The organism is Streptomyces sp. WZ.A104 (genome assembly GCF_002382885.1).
Lineage (GTDB): Bacteria > Actinomycetota > Actinomycetes > Streptomycetales > Streptomycetaceae > Streptomyces.
In genome coordinates, this window is sequence record NZ_NWVL01000033.1 from 1 (window position 1) to 16,748 (window position 16,748).

Consider the following 16,748-nt stretch of genomic DNA (forward strand, 5'->3'; position numbering starts at 1 on the left):
CCCGGGCCCGAGGCCGAGGCCGAGGCCGAGGCCGAGGTCCCGCCCGGGCAAGGGCCCGAGGTCCCGCCCGGGCCCGAGCCACCGCGCCCTGCCCGGGCCCACGGCTCCGCGCCCGGGGCGGCCGCCGTCTCCCCGCCCCCGCCCCGGCTTCCATGCCGGGACGCCGACATATCGCTGCCCCCTCCCCCGTTCAGGCCCGTGGGGGGCGTCCGGAGCCTGTCCGGTGCGGGCGCAGTCCCGCCCGTACCGGACAGGCCGTCTTCGGGAGCGGCGGGCGTCCGGCCGCCGCGTTCAGGGGCGGCCCGGAGGGCGGGCGGGGTGGCCCGGAAGGCGGCCGCGAGGGCCGACAGGCGTCGCCTCATACCTGGTCCCGCAGCCGCTCGGCGAAGGCCAGCAAGGCGGCGTACTGCTCCGCCAGCGCGGCCGACGTGCCGCCGTCCGGATCCTTGAAGTAGAAGCCCAGCTCCGGCAGGGGGCCGCTGATCCCGGTCTCGTGGGCTCGGGCGAGCAGCCTCGCCAGGTCCAGGACCAGGGGGGCCGCGAGCGCCGAGTCGCAGCCCTGCCAGATGGTCTGGAGGATCATGCGGGAGCCGAGGAAGCCGTCGAAGGCTATGTGGTCCCAGGCCGTCTTCCAGTCTCCCATCGCCGGTACGTCATCGATGTGGACCTCGCCCTCTGGGGCGGTGCCGAAGGTGTCGGCGAGGACGCGTTCCTTGCCCGCGTTCTTGGCGGCCGCGGCCGCCGGATCGGCCAGCGCCGCCCCGTCCCCGCCGCCCAGCAGGTTCGACCCGGACCACGCCCGTACTGCGAGGGCGCGTTGGAGGAACATCGGGGCGAGTACGGAACGGAGCAGCGTCTGGCCGGTCTTGCCGTCGCGTCCGGCGTGGGGAAGTCGGCAGGAGGCGACGGTGTCGGTGAGTGCGGGGGTGCGCAGTCCGGTGGAGGGGGTGAAGTTGGCGTAGGCGCAGCCGGCCCTCAGGGCCGCTGCCGCGTACAGGGAACTGGCGGGCAGCCGGGGGGCGTCGGGGCCGGGAGCGGGTTCGGTGGAGGCGACGTTGATGACGACGGTGCGTGCCAGGTCGTGACGGTGGGCGAAGTCGGTGAGGTCGGCGGCGAACGCGGCGATGTGCTCCTCGTCGCCGCGGTGGTCGCCGGGGAGCGGTCCGCCGGGGCGTATCTCGGCGTCGGCGGCGTCGAGTTCCGCGCGTACGGCGGAGGGCAGCCCGTACGGGAGCACCCCGCCCTCGGCCAGCGCCTCGGCCCGCTTGGACAGCGGGCAGTCGAGGGTGTCGTGGCCGCCGAAGACCAGGCTGGTCAGGGGCGGCAGGCCGCTGTCGGCGAAGGGGGACGTCTCGGTGACCATGCCGGTCGGCGGGTGGAGGCCCGCTGCGATGGCCGCGCACCCTGCGGTGGCGGTGGTGGCGACGGAGCCGCGTGCCCCGATGAACCAGACGCCGGTGCGGCCTGGGGCGTCGGCACGGCGTTCACGATCGGCGTGTGCGGTCACGGGCTGCCTCCCTGAGGGGGGTCGGGGTGGAGGACGACGGGCGGGGGAAGGTGTGTGCGCTTCCCCCGCCCGCCGTCGGCAGAGGCGGCCGCCCTACGTCGAGGGCAGCTCCTTCAGTTGGATGTTGCGGAACGACACCTGGTCGGCGGCCCCGTGGTTCTGGAGGCCTATGTAGCCGTCCTTCAGGCTGCGGACGGGGTCGGTGTTGGTGAAGTCGTTGATCTTCGTTCCGTTGAGGAAGATCCGCAGACGTTCGCCCTGGACCTTGATCTCGTAGCTGTTCCACTGCCCCGGCGGCCGCAGGACACGGTCACGGGCCTTGATATTGGCCGACTTGAACCCGTAGACGGCGCCCGTGGTGCGGTCGGCCGCGTCGGTGGCGTCGATCTGGATCTCGTAGCCGTTGTTCACCGCCGACCAGGGGTCGTCCGACTCCGGGAAGCCCACGAAGACACCGGAGTTGTCGTCGCCCGCCATCTTCCAGTCGAGCTTGAGGGAGTAGGATTTCAGCTCCTTCGCCTGGTAGTAGAGCAGGCCCATGCCGCCCTCGGAGTGCAGGGTGCCGTCCTTGACGGAGAACTGCCCCGGGCCCGCCTGCTTCCAGCCTTCCGGGGTCTTGCCGTTGAAGATGGCCCGGTAGCCCTTGTCCGGCTTGCAGTCGGCCTTGACCTGGCCCGTGGCGTAGCGCAGGCCGCCCAGCACGTGGCTGCGGAAGGCCGGTTCGGCGTAGGACTCCTTGGTGTGGCCGAGGCCGGTGTAGAAGGAGCGGCCGCCCTGGTAGGCCTGGCACCAGGAGATCGGGTGGTCGCCCTTCATGTTGCCGCCGGTGTAGGTGGTTTCGTCCAGGGTGGCGAGGATCCTGGCCTTGTCCCGGGGGTTGGTGCGGTAGTTGTACCACTCGTCGGTGCGCTCCCACTCCTCGTCCAGATGGGCGGTGGCGGGGTGGTCGTGGTCCTCGACGCGGACGGTGGCGGGCTGGATCTGCGGGTGGGAGTCGAAGTAGGCGCCGACGAGGCCGCCGTAGAACTCCCAGTCGTACTCGGTGTCGGCGGCCGCGTGGATGCCGACGTAACCTCCGCCGGTGGCGACGTAGTTCTCGAACGCCTTCTGCTGCTCGGCGTTGAGGACGTCACCGGTGGTGGAGAGGAAGGCGACGGCGTCGTAGCGGGCGAGGTTGCTGGTGGTGAACTGGGCGGCGGACTCGGTGGAGTCGACCGTGATGCTGGCGCCCTTGCCGATCTCCTTCAGGGCGGCGATGCCGTCCGGAATCGAGTCGTGGCGGAAGCCGGCGGTCTTGGAGAAGACCAGGACGCGCTTGGCCGTCCTGTCGACCGGGGTGTTCGACAGCTCGAAGTCGTCCACGTCGTAGAGGGCTCCGTCGCCGCCCTTGAAGACGAGGAAGAGTTCCGTCTGCTTCTTCGGGGCTCCGCGCAGCGGGATGTCGACGTCCTGGAAGGTGTCCCAGCTGCCGGTCACCGGGATCGGTCCCGAGCCGAGGATCCTCCCGGTGGGCGAACCGGTGCGCACTTCGAGGAAGCCGCCCGAACCGGCCGACGAGATACGGGCGGTGAGCTTGGTGGTGGTGCCGAGGACGTACGTCCTGAAGGAGATCCAGTCGTCGTTGTGGATGTCGCCGACGGTCTTGCCGCCGTGCGCGCTCTCCTTGCCCGGGGTGGTGACACCGTAGGAGTCGTCGTAGTGCTCGGCCTGCCGGTGCCTGGGCTGGAGCCGCGCCTGGTCCTTGCCGGTCAGCTCGGCCTGGCCGCCGCCTCCGTTGTCCGTGTACGAGGCCGAAATACCGCCGTAGATGTTGGCGTTGGGGTCGTGGCCGCCTTCCATGGCGGTCTTGATGGTGCCTTCGCAGCCGTGCTCGGTGGTGATGTCGTGGCCGTGACTGTCGTGGCCCAGGGTGAACTTGACCTCGACCTCGGTGCAGTCGATGGTCCCGTCCTCCGGGTCTCTGACGTTCACCTTGAAGGGCACGGAGTCACCGAACTCGAAGAGCTGTCCGTCCTCGGGGAGCACCAGCTCCACGGTCGGGGCGGTGTTGCCGACGGTCACGTGGACGCTGGCCGAGCCGGTGCGGCCGGTCGGGTCCTCGGCGGTGAGCGTCGCGACGTACGTGCCGTTCTTCTTGTACCTGTAAGTGGGGTTGGCGGCGGTAGAGGTGCCGCCGTCGCCGAAGTCCCAGGAGTAGTCCAGCGCGTCGCCGTCGGCGTCCGATGTGCCCGCCGAGGAGAACCTCACCTTCAGCGGTGCGGTGCCCGACGTCTTGTTCGCCGAGGCCTCCGCGATGGGCGAGCGGCCTCCGGTGGCGTTCTCGATGCGGTAGAGGGCGGAGTTCTCGTCGCCGCCGAACCAGGCGAGGCCGTAGTCGAGGACGTACAGCGCCCCGTCCGGGCCGAAGGCCATGTCCATGATCTGCGTACCGGACCACGGCACGTCGTTGACGGACTGGACCGCGCCGTCGGCGTCCTGCTCGATGCGCTTGATCCACCTGCGGCCGAACTCACCGGCGAAGAAGTCGCCGTCGTAGGCCTCGGGGAACTTGACCGGGGAGTCGAGGTCGGCGTCGTAACGGTATACGGGACCGCCCATCGGGGACTCGGAGCCGGTGCCGAACTCGGGTACCGATCCACCGTCGTACGGTATCCAGGCGGCCTCGGCCGGCGGCAGGTCGACGAGGCCGGTGTTGTGCGGCGACTCGTTCTTCGGCGCGGCGCAGTCGAAGGCCGCGCCGGAGCTCTTGGTGGCGAAGTCGTAGTCCATGTACGGCTCGTTGTCGCCCACGCAGTACGGCCAGCCGAAGTTGCCCGCCTTCGTCACCCGGGCGAACTCGACCTTCCCGGAGGGCCCGCGGTCCGGGTCGGCCGCGCCGGCGTCGGGGCCGTAGTCACCGACGTACACGATGCCGGTGGCCTGGTCGACGGAGAAGCGGAACGGGTTGCGGAAGCCCATCGCGTAGATCTCGGGGCGGGTCTTGTCCGTTCCGGGCTCGAAGAGGTTGCCCTCGGGGACGGTGTACGAGCCGTCTTCGGCGACCTTGATGCGCAGGATCTTTCCGCGCAGGTCGTTGGTGTTGCCGGAGGTGCGCTGGGCGTCGAACGCCGGGTTCCGGTCGGGGCGTTCGTCGATCGGGGTGAATCCGTCGGAGGCGAAGGGGTTGGTGTCGTCGCCGGTGGAGAGGTAGAGGTTGCCGTCCTTGTCGAAGTCGATGTCACCGCCGACGTGGCAGCAGATGCCGCGCGAGGTGGGGACGTCGAGGACCTTCTTCTCGCTGGCGGCGTCGAGGGTGCCGTCCTCGTTCAGGACGAAGCGGGAGAGCCGGTTGACGCCCTCGAATCGCTCGAAGTCGGCGGCGGTTCCGGTCTCGGGGGCGTCGCCGGGCGGGGTGTCCATCGGGGGCGCGTAGAAGAGGTAGATGGCCCGGTTCTCGGCGAAGTCCGGGTCGACGCCGACACCTTGGAGGCCTTCCTCGTCGTGGGTGTACACGGGGAGGGTGCCGGAGATACGGGTGTTGCCCGCGCTGTCGGTGATCCGCAGCTCGCCGCCGCGCGAGGTGTGCAGCACGCTGCGGTCGGGGAGGACGGCCAGCGACATGGGCTCGCCGGTCTCCGCCACGCCCTTGGCGAGGGTGACTTGCTGGAAGTCCTCCGCAGCGGGCGCCTCGTGCCCGGGGTGGCCCGGGTGGGCGGTGGCACCGGGCGCGGAGCCGAGGGTCAGGGTCGCGGCGGTGAGGAGTCCGCCGGTGAACAGCGCGAGCGATCTGCGTACGCGGGTCCGGGCAAGGAGCCGCTGTCTGGTTCGGTGCACGAAAGGTCCTCCGGGGAGTGCCGGTTGTACGGGCGGGGTGGAGCCGTGCCGTGCCGCGCGGGGACTGCCGCGCGTGCGTCACCGGAGCCGGGAGCGTCCCCGGTGACGCGAGTCATGTCGTGTACACGAGGTGGACGGTAGACCTGTTCGTCCGTGTCGGAAAGCCCTTGTGCAACAGGTAAGTCGAACTTCTGCTTCCGGCAGGACAAACGAGATTTCGGGCAGGGCGAGGCAGCCCCGGGAGGCCTTCATGGAGGCCGCGTTCCCCCCGGAGCTTCCCTGTCTACGGCGCTACTCGCCGCCGCCGAAGGCCGCGTCGAAGGAGGCCGACGGCGGGTCGAAGTCGAACCGTTTGAGGCTGGCAAGCGCTTCCGGCGCACCGGTCAGCCGGTCCATGCCCGCGTCCTCCCACTCCACGGAGATGGGGCCCTCGTAGCCGATGGACCGGAGCATCCGGAACACGTCCTCCCAGGGCACGTCGCCGTGCCCCGCCGAGACGAAGTCCCAGCCGCGCCGGGGGTCGCCCCAGGCCAGGTGCGAGCCCAGGCGGCCGTTGCGGCCGTCGAGGCGCTTGCGGGCCTCCTTGCAGTCCACGTGGTAGATCCGGTCCCGGAAGTCGTAGAGGAAGCCGACCGGGTCGAGGTCCTGCCAGACGAAGTGGCTCGGGTCGAAGTTCAACCCGAACGCGGTCCGGTGGTCCACCGCTTCGAGGGCCCGCGCGGTGGTCCAGTAGTCGTACGCGATCTCGCTCGGGTGCACTTCGTGGGCGAAGCGCACCCCCTCCGCGTCGAAGACGTCCAGGATCGGGTTCCAGCGCTCCGCGAAGTCCTCGTAGCCCCGCTCGATCATGTGGGGCGGGACCGGCGGGAACATCGCGACGAGGTGCCAGATCGAGGACCCGGTGAATCCGACCACCGTGTCGACGCCGAAGGCGGCGGCTGCCCGTGCGGTGTCGGCGATCTCGGCGGCGGCCCGCTGCCGTACGCCTTCGGCCTCGCCGTCACCCCAGATGCGGGCGGGCAGGATGCCCTGGTGGCGTTCGTCGATCGGGCTGTCACAGACCGCCTGGCCGGCCAGGTGGTTGGAGACGGCGAAGCACTTCAGCCCGTACTTGTCGAGCAGTTGGCGCCTGCCGTCCAGGTAGCCGGGGTCCGCGAGGGCTTTGTCGACCTCGAAGTGGTCGCCCCAGCAGGCGAGTTCGAGTCCGTCGTAGCCGAAGTCCCGGGCGTGGCGGCAGACCTCCTTAAGCGGGAGGTCGGCCCACTGGCCGGTGAACAGGGTGAAGGGTCGGGGCATGGGCGAGGACCTCCTAGGAGGGGACCGGGGTGTGTACGGAGTTCTTGGCGGCGCTCTCCTCGACGGCGGCGAGCACCCGCTGCACCTGGAGCCCGTCCGCGAACGAGGGCCGGGGTTCGGTGCCTTCGGTGATCGTGCGGATCACGTCGCGCGCCTGGTGGACGAAGGTGTGCTCGTACCCGAGGCCGTGGCCCGGCGGCCACCAGGCCTCCAGGTAGGGGTGTTCGGGTTCGGTGACCAGAATGCGGCGGAAGCCGGCGGTGGCGGCGGGTTCGGTGTGGTCGTGGAAGGAGAGCTCGTTGAGCCGTTCCAGGTCGAAGGCGAGCGACCCCAGCTCCCCGTTGATCTCCAGCCGCAGCGCGTTCTTGCGTCCCGCCGCCATCCGGGTCGCCTCGAAGGAGGCCACCGCCCCGGAGGCGAGGCGGCCGGTGAAGACCGCAGCGTCGTCCACGGTCACGTCGCCCAGCTCCGTCGCGTCCGCGCCGCCGGAGAGACCGGCGACGGGCCCGGCGAGCAGCGGCCGCTCCCGCACAAAGGTCTCGGCCACGGCCGACACCCCGGTCAGCAGCTCCCCCGCCAGGTACTGGGCGAGGTCAACGATGTGCGCCCCCAGGTCGCCGAGCGCGCCCGAGCCCGCGCGTTCGCGCTGGAGCCGCCAGGTCAGCGGGGAGGCGGGGTCCACCAGCCAGTCCTGGAGGTAGCTGGCCCGGACGTGGCGCAGGGTGCCGAGGCGGCCGTCCGCGATGAGCTGCCTGGCGTACGTGATGGCGGGCACCTTGCGGTAGTTGAAGCCGACGATCGCCACCTGGCCGCGGGCCTTCGCCGCTTCGGCGGCGCGGACCATCTCCTCGGCCTCCGCGACGGTGTTGGCGAGCGGCTTCTCGCACAGCACGTGCTTGCCCGCCTCCAGGGCGGCGATGGCGATCTCCGCGTGGCTGTCGCCGGGGGTGCAGATGTCGATGAGCTGGACATCGTCCCGGACGATCAGCGCCCGCCAGTCGGTCTCGGCGGCCGCCCAGCCGTGCCGGGCGGCCGCGGCGTCGACCGCCGCACGGTCGCGTCCGCAGATCGCGGCGAGAGCGGGCCGCACCGGCAGGTCGAAGACGTGTCCCGCGGTGCGCCAGCCCTGGGAGTGGGCGGCGCCCATGAACGCGTAACCGACCATGCCGACCCCGAGCGTTCCCGGCGCCCGCTGCGGCGGCGGTGCTGCGGCGGTCTGCGTTTCCGTCTCTTGACTACGGGCCATGCGGACTTCCTCCTCGTCGGTGTGCGGTAACGGGCGGGGGGATGCGCCGTCCGCATCCCCCGGACTCCCGGTCAGTTGAAGCCCGTCGGCAGGTACTGGTCGATGTTGTCCTTGGTGACCACGGCGGAGTACAGGGTCAGCGAGGTCGGGATCTCCATCTCGGAGAGGCCGCTGATGCCCTTGCTCTGACCGAGGGCGCGCGCGAGGTCGATGGCGGAAGCGGCCATCGTCGGCGGGTAGAGGACGGTGGCCTTCAGGACTCCGTCGTCGGCCTTGATGGCTTCCATCGCGGACTTGGCCCCGGCCCCGCCGACCATGATGAACTCGTCGCGACCCGCCTGCTCGATGGCGCGCAGCGCTCCGACGCCCTGGTCGTCGTCGTGGTTCCACAGGGCGTCGAACTGCTTCTGCGCCTGGAGGAGTTGAGCCATCTTCGCCTGGCCCGACTCAACGGTGAAGTCGGCGGCCTGACGGGCCACCAGCTTGATGTCGGGGTAGTTCTTGAGCGCGTCGGAGAAGCCCTGGCTGCGCTGCTTGGTCAGCTCCAGGTTGTCGATCCCGGCGAGTTCGACGACCTTGGCGTTCGTCTTGCCCTTGAGCTGTTCGCCGATGTAGTGCCCGGCGTTGAGGCCCATGCCGTAGTTGTCGCCGCCGACCCAGCATCGGTAGGCCTGGGGGGAGGCGAAGATGCGGTCCAGGTTGACGACGGGGATGCCGGCCTTCATGGCCTCCAGGCCGACCTGGGTGAGGGCCTTGCCGTCGGCGGGGAGGATGACGAGGACGTCGACCTTCTTGTTGATGAGGGTCTTGACCTGGCCGATCTGGGCGGCGGTGTCGTTGGAGCCCTCGGTGATCTCCAGCGTCACCTCGGAGTACTTCCCCGCCCGGGACTTGGCGTTCACGTTGATGGCGTTGAGCCAGCCGTGGTCGGCCTGAGGTCCGGCGAAGCCGATGGTGACGGGCTTGCCCGGCTTGTCGTCGGCCGCGGGCTGGCTGTTGCCCGCGGGCTCGGCGTTCTTCGGCTCGTTGCTGGTGCAGGCGGTGAGGAGGGCGCCCGTGGAGACGGCTGCGGCTCCGAACAGCAGCCCTCTGCGGCTGGTTTCCGGCATGGCGGTCTGACCCTTCGTCCGGTGGGTGGGTAGGGCGTGCGGGTGCGGGGGGGTGCGGGTGTGCCCGGGGGTTACACGGCTGCTCAGGTTTCGCCGCCGCGCAGGGTGCGGCGCTGGACGAGGACGGCGGCGACGATGATGGCGCCCTTGGCGATCTGCTGGACGTCGCTCTGGAGGTTGTTGAGCGCGAAGATGTTGGTGATCGTGGTGAAGACGAGGACTCCGAGGACGGACCCGACGATGGTGCCGCGGCCGCCGCTGAGCAGGGTCCCGCCGATGATCGCGGCGGCGATGGCGTCGAGCTCGTAGAGGTTGCCGTTGGTGTTCTGGCCGGATCCGGACAGCACGATCAGCATGAAGGCGGCGATGCCGCAGCAGAGGCCGGACAGGACGTAGAGGTAGAGGCGCTGGCGGCGGACGTCGATTCCGGCGAGCCGGGCGGCCTCCGCGTTGCCGCCGACGGCGACCGTCCGGCGGCCGAAGGTGGTGCGGTTGAGGATCAGCCAGCCGACGATCGTGACCACGGCGAACATGATGACGAGCGGCGGGACCCCGAGGATGTAGGAGTCGGGCAGGCCGAGGTTCAGCACCGAGTCGACGGTGACGATCTGGGTCTTGCCGTCGGTGATCTGGAGCGCGAGACCGCGGGCCGAGGCGAGCATGGCGAGCGTCGCGATGAACGGGACCATTCCGCCGTACGCGATGAGGACGCCGTTCACGAGTCCGGCGGCGACACCGACGATCACGGCGGTGAACGCGATGCCCGCGAAGCCGAACTCCTGGGTGGCCAGGGTCGTCGCCCAGACGGAGGCGAGGGCGACCATGGCTCCGACGGAGAGGTCGATGCCGCCGCTGGTGATGACGAAGGTCATGCCGACGGTGACGACCCCGATGACGGACGCCTGGGTCAGGATCAGCTGGAGGTTCCCGGTGTCCAGGAAGGCGTCCGGTTCGGTGATGCCGCCGACCAGGACGAGGGCGGCGAGCACGCCGAGCAGGGACAGGGTCCGGACGTCGAACCGCAGGCCGAGGCCGGGCCGCTCACCGCCCGTCTTCGACGGCGGCGGGCCGGCGGGACCGGTGAGGTCCCCCTTGTCCGGCCCGTTGTGCTGCGCCGACGGGGCGGGCTGTGTCATGGCGTCGGGCTCCCTTCCATCACGAGGTCGAGTACGCGGTGCTCGTCGAGCTCCCGGGCGGGGGCGGTGTGGACCACCTGGCCCTCCCGGAGCACCAGCACCCGGTCGGCGAGGCCCAGCACTTCGGGCACTTCGCTGGAGACGAGCAGGACGGCGAGGCCTTCGTCGGCCAGCCGGCGGATCACGGCGTAGAGCTCGGCGCGGGCGCCGACGTCGACGCCACGGGTCGGTTCGTCGAGCAGGAGGACCCGGCAGCCCCGGAGCAGCCAGCGGGCCAGGACGGCCTTCTGCTGGTTGCCGCCGGAGAGGGTCCGGACGGCGGCGTCCGGGTTGTCGGGCCGGAGCGAGAGTTCCCGGGTGGCCTGCCGGGCCGCCTTCCGTTCACCGCCCCGGTCGATCCAGCCGAGCCGGGCGAAGCGGGAGAGGGAGGAGACGGAGACGTTACGGGTGACCGATTCGGTGAGCAGCAGGGCCTGCGCCTTGCGTTCCTCGGGGGCGAGCCCGACGCCCGCGGCTACGGCGGCGCGGACGCTGCCAGGGCGGAGCTCCTTGCCCGCGACGGTGACGGTCCCGGTGGTCGCCCGGCGGGCGCCGTAGATCGTCTCCAGGATCTCGGAGCGCCCCGAGCCGACGAGTCCGGCAAGGCCGACGATCTCACCCGGCCGCAGCTCCAGGTCGACAGGGGCGAACTCCCCTTCACGGGAAAGGCCTTGGACCAGCAGTACGGGCTCCACTGGGGTGCCGGCGGGCTCCTCGGGGCGCGGCGGGAAGACGTACGCGACGTCCCGGCCGGTCATCATGGCAACGATGTCGCGTGTGGGTGTGTCAGCGGCGGGCAGCCCGACGGCGACGGCCCGGCCGTCCTTGAGGACGGTGACCCGGTTGCCGATGCGGCGGATCTCCTCCAGCCGGTGCGAGATGTAGACGACGGCAACCCCGTCGGCGGTGAGGTCGTCGACGATCCGGAACAGGTTGTCGACCTCGTCGGGGTCGAGGGCGGCTGAGGGCTCGTCCATGACGATGAGCCGTACGTCGTGGGAGAGCGCCCGCGCCATGGAGACGATCTGCTGCTGGGCGGCCGAGAGGTCCCCGACCGGCCGGGCGGGGTCGATCTCCGGGTGGCCGAGGCGGGCGAGCAGCGCCCTCGCGGCCGAACGCCCCTCCCCCGTACGGACGATGAAGCCCGCACTGGTCGGTTCGTGGCCGAGGAAGACGTTCTCGGCCACCGACAGCCCTTCGACGAGGTCGAGTTCCTGGTAGATGGTGGCGATACCCAGCCGCATGGCGGCGATCGGCGACTTGAGCTGGACGGGGTCGCCGCGCCAGGTGATCTCTCCGCCGTCGGGCTGGTGGGCTCCGGCGAGCACCTTGATGAGGGTGGACTTGCCCGCACCGTTCTGGCCGAGGAGGCAGTGGACCTCGCCGGCCTGGACCTCCAGGTCGACGCCGTCCAGGGCGCGTACGCCGGGGAAGGACTTGGTGATGCCGGACATGGTGAGCAGGGGTGGTTCTGGTGCCATGACGAATCCCCTCGGCGAATGGGGTCTCCCCTGCTCGGACGGGCCGAGGGAGCGGGGAGGGCCGGTGAGCGGACAGGGCGCAGGGCTGGAGGTGCCGTGGAGCCGGCGGCACCGCGAACGGCTGCCGACTGGTACCCGAGGAGCTGAGTACTTGATGCGTAGGGACGAATGCCTGACGAGTACCTGATGAAGACCTGGCGAGTGACGGAACGGTGGTGCGTACGGCCCCTGGGTCAGGCCGGTGAGAAGAGGTGGTCGCTGATGAGCCGGGCCGCGCCGGTCACTCCGGCGGCGGGCCCCAACTCGCCCAGCACGATGGGGAGATTGCCGGTGGCCAGGGGCAGGGACTGCTTGTAGACCTGGGTGCGGACACTGGCGAGGAGGTTGTGACCGAGGCCGGTGACCCCGCCGCCGATCACCACCAGACCGGGATTGAAGAAGCTGACGAGACCGGCGATGACCTGGCCGACCCGGTTGCCGCCTTCGCGGATCAGGTCGAGGGAGGCCGCGTCCCCGGCCGCCGCGGCGGCGGCCACATCGGCGGCGGTGAGGCGGCCCGCCGCCGCCAGCCGGACGGCGAGCTCGGGCGACCGCCCCTCCCGGGCCGCGTCCTCCGCGTCCCGGGCGAGGGCCGCACCGCTGAAGTGGGCTTCCAGGCAGCCCCGGTTGCCGCAGGCGCAGGCCCGGCCATCCGGTGTCACCTGGATGTGCCCGATGTCGCCCGCGCTGCCCGTCGTACCGCGGTACACCTCGCCGCCGACGACGATGCCGCAGCCGATGCCCGTGCCGATCTTGACGCAGAGGAAGTCGGCCACGGAGCGGGCGACGCCCGCGTGCTGCTCCCCCATCGCCATGAGGTTCACGTCGTTGTCGACCATGACGGGGCAGCCCAGCTCCTGGCTGAGCGCCTCGCGGACCGGGAAGCCGTCCCAGCCGGGCATGATCGGCGGTGCGACCGGCACACCTTCGGGGAAGCGCACGGGGCCGGGGACTCCGATGCCCGCGCCGTCGAAGCCGTCGGCGAGCCCGGAGGCCCGCAGTTTGGCGGCCATCGACAGCACCTGCTCGAAGACGGCGACAGGCCCCTCGCGCACGTCCATCGGATGGTTGAGGTGTCCCAGCACCTCCAGCTCCGCGTTGGTGACGGCCACATCGACCGAGGTCGCGCCGATGTCGACCCCGAGGAAACGCAGTTCGGGAGCGAGGCGGACGTTGTGCGAGCGGCGTCCGCCACGGGATGCGGCGAGTCCGTCGGCCACCACCAGGCCGGTCTCCAGCAGCCGGTCCACCTCGACGGCGAGCTTCGAGCGCGAGAGGTCGACCTGATCACCCAGCTGGGCACGGGAGTTGGGGCCCCCGTCGCGCAGCAGCCGGAGCAGCCGCGCCTGATGCGCGTTCGCGGGCCGTGCCGTCATACGTCTCACGCGTCCCTCCCCGCCACATCGGCCAGTCCGTCGGGCTTTCGAGGGGAACGTAGCAGCGCTTTCCCGGGGTGGGAAGAAGTTGCGCAGGAATCAGCCCCGACTTTCTCCACACCCAGGACAAAGGTGCTCCGGGGTGACGCGGGGAGTGACGCGGGGAGTGACGCGGGCAGCGCTCAGGGGCAGCGGATGACCTGTCCCGCGTACGAGAGGTTGCCGCCGAAGCCGAAGAGCAGGACGGGCGCGCCGGAGGCGACCTCGCCGCGCTCGACCAGCTTGGAGAGCGCCATCGGGATGGACGCGGCGGAGGTGTTGCCGGAGTCCACGACGTCCCGGGCGATGACCGCGTTGACCGCGCCGATCCTCCGGGCGACCGGCTCGATGATCCGCAGATTGGCCTGGTGCAGGACGACGGCTGCCAGATCCTCCGGTGCGATGCCCGCCTTCTCGCAGACCTGCCGGGCGATCGGGGGCAGCTGGGTGGTGGCCCAGCGGTAGACGGACTGGCCCTCCTGCGCGAAGCGCGGCGGCGTCCCCTCGATCCGTACGGCGTTGCCCATCTCCGGCACCGATCCCCACAGCACCGGCCCGATCCCGGGGCCGTCCGGGGTGTCGGGGGCGCCCGGGTCGGCGGTGACGACCGCGGCGCCCGCTCCGTCGCCGAGCAGGACGCACGTGGAGCGGTCGGTCCAGTCCGCGATGTCGCCCATCTTGTCGGCACCGATGACCAGCGCCCGGGTGGCCGCACCGGCCCGGATCGTGTGGTCGGCGGTGGCCAGGGCGTGGGTGAACCCGGAGCACACCACGTTGATGTCCATCACGGCGGGCGAGCCCATGCCGAGCCGTGCGGCGACCCGCGCCGACATGCTCGGGGACCGGTCGATGGCGGTGGATGTGGCGACGAGGACCAGATCGATGTCCGAGGGCTGCAGACCGGCGGCGGCCAGCGCCTTGGCTCCCGCGTGCGCCGCCAGTTCGTCCACCGGCTCGTCGGGGCCTCCCACGTGCCGGGTCTTGATGCCGACCCGGCTCGTGATCCACTCGTCGCTCGTGTCGACCATCGCCGCCAGGTCGTCGTTGGTGAGCACCTTGGCTGGCTGATAGTGGCCGAGCGCCACGACACGTGAGCCGGTCATACAGGGTTCCCCTCGGGACGTAGGGCAGGAACCATCCAGTCTTGGTCGCTACCGCCCGGTACGGGGGCACGTGATCCCACAGGAATCCGGGCCGGACGTTGGAGCGTTGACAACTGCCTGGTCAGCGTGCTGTGTGGGCGACTGCGACAGGCCGGTCGGTGTGTCGGACAATGGCGGGGTCAGGTTCCGGCTCCCGCACTCGGCACGGGGCCTCCGCGCACGGACAGGATCGGATTCAACTCTATGGGACGGGTCACCGAACGCCGCCGCACCCTCCGTATCCGGGACGGCGCCGTCTCCGCCCGCGCCGACACCCTCGTGGCGGAAGAGCCCCTGGAGATCCGGCTGAACGGCAGACCCCTGGCCATCACCATGCGGACGCCCGGCGACGACTTCGCGCTGGCCGTGGGGTTCCTGGTCAGCGAGGGGGTGGTCGCCGAGGGGGACGAGGTGCAGTCGGTCGTCTACTGCGCCGGGGCCACGGCGGACGGCGTGAACACGTACAACGTGGTGGACGTGAGGCTCGCGCCGGGCGTCGTGGTGCCCGACATCACGCTGGAACGGAACGTATACACCACGTCCTCGTGCGGCCTGTGCGGCAAGGCGAGCCTCGACGCGGTACGCACCACGACCCGCCACCCGGTCGCCGACGCTCCCCCGGTCCGCCTCTCTCCCGAGCTGCTGTCGGCTCTCCCGGACCGGCTGCGGGCCGCGCAGAAGGTGTTCGACCGGACCGGCGGGCTGCACGCGGCCGCCCTCTTCTCCGAGGAGGGCGAGCTGCTGGACGTACGGGAGGACGTCGGCCGGCACAACGCGGTCGACAAGCTGGTGGGCCGGGCGCTGACGGACTCCCGGCTGCCGCTGTCGCGCGCGGTGCTGCTGGTGTCCGGGCGGGCCTCGTTCGAGCTGGCGCAGAAGGCCGTGATGGCGGGCATCCCGGTCCTGGCGGCGGTCTCGGCGCCGTCGTCCCTGGCGGTGGACCTGGCGGCGGAGAGCGGCCTGACGCTGGTCGGCTTCCTGCGGGGGGCGTCGATGAACGTGTACGCGGGTGAGCACCGGATCGCGCTGGAGGCGGGGGCCCGGCAGGGGTGACGGCTCGGGCCCGGCAGGGGTGACGGCTCGGGCCCGGCAGGGGTGACGGCTCGGGCCCGGCAGGGGTGACGGCTCGGGCCCGGCAGGGGTGAGGGAGGGCTCGCGCCCGGCAAGGGTGACGGCTCGGCGGCCCCCACGGCATGCCGGAACCCGTGGTTCACTCCCCCGAGAACGACAGCCCCTCGGCGGCCAGCGCCTCGCGCAGCACCCGGATCGCCTTCGGGCCGACCCCGTGCAGCGCCAGCACCTCGGCGGCCGTCAGGGCGGTGAGCTGGGTGAGCCGGGTGCGGCCCGCCGCGCGCAGGGCGCCGCGGGCCGGGTTGCCCGCGGCGTGCGGGAAGTCGTCGGCATCAGGCCGGCCGGGCATGGCGGTCCTCCGTGTCGGCGGTGATCGGCGCTACCGGATCACCGTAACCGCGGGGTCCGACAACGGCCCGGCGACGGAGTCCCCGGCGGCCGCCGGGTCCTGCGCCTCAAGGTCGCGGGAGCGGCGTTTGGCGATCACCGCGCAGACCATCAGCTGCATCTGGTGGAAGAGCATCAGCGGCAGCACTGCCAGGCTCGCGTGCGCCCCGAACAGCACGCTCGCCATCGGCAGCCCGGCCGCCAGGCTCTTCTTCGACCCGGCGAACTGAATCGCGATCCGGTCCTCCCGGCCGAACCCGAGCCACCGCGCCCCGGACCAGGTCAGCGCGAGCATCAGCGCGAGCAGCACCGCCTCGGCGCCGAGCAGGGCGGCGAGGCGGGCCGGGGTGACCTGGTGCCAGACGCCGGCCACCATCCCCTCGCTGAACGCGGTGTAGACGACGAGCAGGATCGAGCCGCGGTCCACCAGGCCGAGAACCTTCTTGTGCCGGACGAGGTACCCGCCGATCCAGCGGCGCAGCAGCTGTCCGGCGAGGAACGGGACGAACAGCTGGAGCACGATCTTCAGCAGGGAGTCCGCCGAGAACCCGCCGGCGGCCGAGCCGAGCAGCAGGGCGGCCAGCAGCGGGGTCACGAGAATCCCGGCGAGGCTGGAGAAGGACCCGGCACAGATCGCGGCGGGCACGTTGCCCCGGGCGATCGAGGTGAAGGCGATCGAGGACTGGATCGTGGAGGGCACCAGGCACAGGAAGAGGAAGCCCGCCTGGAGCTCCGGCGTCAGCACATACGGCACCAGCCCCTTGCTCGCCAGCCCCAGCAGCGGGAAAGCGACGAACGTGCAGGCCAGGACCGTGAGGTGGAGCCGCCAGTGCTTCAGCCCGGCGAGCGCCTCAGCCGTCGAGAGCCGCGCCCCGTACAGGAGGAACAGCAGGGCGACCGCACCGGTGGAGGCGCCGCCCGCCACGTCCGCGGCGGTGCCCCGGGCGGGCAGCAGCGCCGCGGACACGACGGTGCCGATCAGCGCCAGGACGTACGCGTCGACGGGCAGCCAGGACGGCGGCTTCGGAAGGGGGCGGATCATGTGCTCGGGTGCTCCACGGGACGGT

At 71.3% G+C, this 16,748-nt stretch carries 12 protein-coding genes; 1 reads left to right on the plus strand and 11 read right to left on the minus strand.

Going from position 1 to position 16,748, the window contains the following annotated elements; translation table 11 throughout:
• Positions 1 to 358: 358 nt before the first annotated feature.
• From CIB93_RS18920 to CIB93_RS18960, 9 genes are all read right to left on the minus strand, one after another.
• A complete protein-coding gene (locus CIB93_RS18920) occupies positions 359 to 1,507 on the minus strand; it encodes an inositol-3-phosphate synthase (protein WP_096628257.1) in 1,149 nt (382 codons plus the stop codon).
• Positions 1,508 to 1,600: 93 nt separating this feature from the next.
• Positions 1,601 to 5,320: a ThuA domain-containing protein gene (locus CIB93_RS18925; RefSeq protein WP_096628259.1), complete on the minus strand. Its 3,720-nt coding sequence runs from the start codon at positions 5,318 to 5,320 to the stop codon at positions 1,601 to 1,603.
• A gap of 291 nt (positions 5,321 to 5,611) precedes the next feature.
• Positions 5,612 to 6,616 (minus strand): sugar phosphate isomerase/epimerase, encoded by a 1,005-nt coding sequence (locus tag CIB93_RS18930; protein ID WP_096628260.1) that lies wholly within the window; start codon positions 6,614 to 6,616, stop codon positions 5,612 to 5,614.
• 13 nt (positions 6,617 to 6,629) lie between these two features.
• Entirely contained in the window at positions 6,630 to 7,862 is a 1,233-nt protein-coding gene (locus CIB93_RS18935; protein WP_096628262.1) for a Gfo/Idh/MocA family protein, read from the minus strand.
• A 71-nt stretch (positions 7,863 to 7,933) separates the two neighbouring features.
• Positions 7,934 to 8,971 carry a substrate-binding domain-containing protein gene (locus tag CIB93_RS18940; protein WP_096628263.1) on the minus strand — a complete coding sequence of 346 codons (1,038 nt, stop codon included), beginning with the start codon at positions 8,969 to 8,971 and terminating at the stop codon, positions 7,934 to 7,936.
• 83 nt (positions 8,972 to 9,054) lie between these two features.
• Positions 9,055 to 10,107, minus strand: coding sequence for an ABC transporter permease (locus tag CIB93_RS18945; RefSeq protein WP_096628265.1), 1,053 nt, complete (start codon positions 10,105 to 10,107; stop codon positions 9,055 to 9,057).
• Complete coding sequence (locus tag CIB93_RS18950) at positions 10,104 to 11,627, minus strand: sugar ABC transporter ATP-binding protein (RefSeq protein WP_096628266.1); 1,524 nt, start codon at positions 11,625 to 11,627, stop codon at positions 10,104 to 10,106. The genes CIB93_RS18945 and CIB93_RS18950 overlap by 4 nt, the downstream gene beginning before the upstream one ends.
• Positions 11,628 to 11,860: 233 nt before the next feature.
• Positions 11,861 to 13,042: an ROK family transcriptional regulator gene (locus tag CIB93_RS18955; protein ID WP_096628268.1), complete on the minus strand. Its 1,182-nt coding sequence runs from the start codon at positions 13,040 to 13,042 to the stop codon at positions 11,861 to 11,863.
• 182 nt (positions 13,043 to 13,224) lie between these two features.
• On the minus strand, positions 13,225 to 14,184 hold the full coding sequence (locus tag CIB93_RS18960; RefSeq protein ID WP_096628269.1) for a beta-ketoacyl-ACP synthase III: 960 nt from the start codon (positions 14,182 to 14,184) through the stop codon (positions 13,225 to 13,227).
• A 243-nt stretch (positions 14,185 to 14,427) separates the two neighbouring features.
• Between CIB93_RS18960 and fdhD the strand changes: the two genes are divergently transcribed.
• Entirely contained in the window at positions 14,428 to 15,276 is an 849-nt protein-coding gene (fdhD, locus tag CIB93_RS18965; RefSeq protein ID WP_096628271.1) for a formate dehydrogenase accessory sulfurtransferase FdhD, read from the plus strand.
• Between the two features lie 157 nt (positions 15,277 to 15,433).
• Here fdhD and CIB93_RS18970 read toward each other — a convergent pair whose 3' ends face one another.
• A complete protein-coding gene (locus CIB93_RS18970) occupies positions 15,434 to 15,643 on the minus strand; it encodes a DNA-binding protein (protein ID WP_096628272.1) in 210 nt (69 codons plus the stop codon).
• A 30-nt stretch (positions 15,644 to 15,673) separates the two neighbouring features.
• Complete coding sequence (locus CIB93_RS18975) at positions 15,674 to 16,723, minus strand: bile acid:sodium symporter family protein (RefSeq protein WP_096628274.1); 1,050 nt, start codon at positions 16,721 to 16,723, stop codon at positions 15,674 to 15,676.
• Positions 16,724 to 16,748 lie beyond the last annotated feature (25 nt).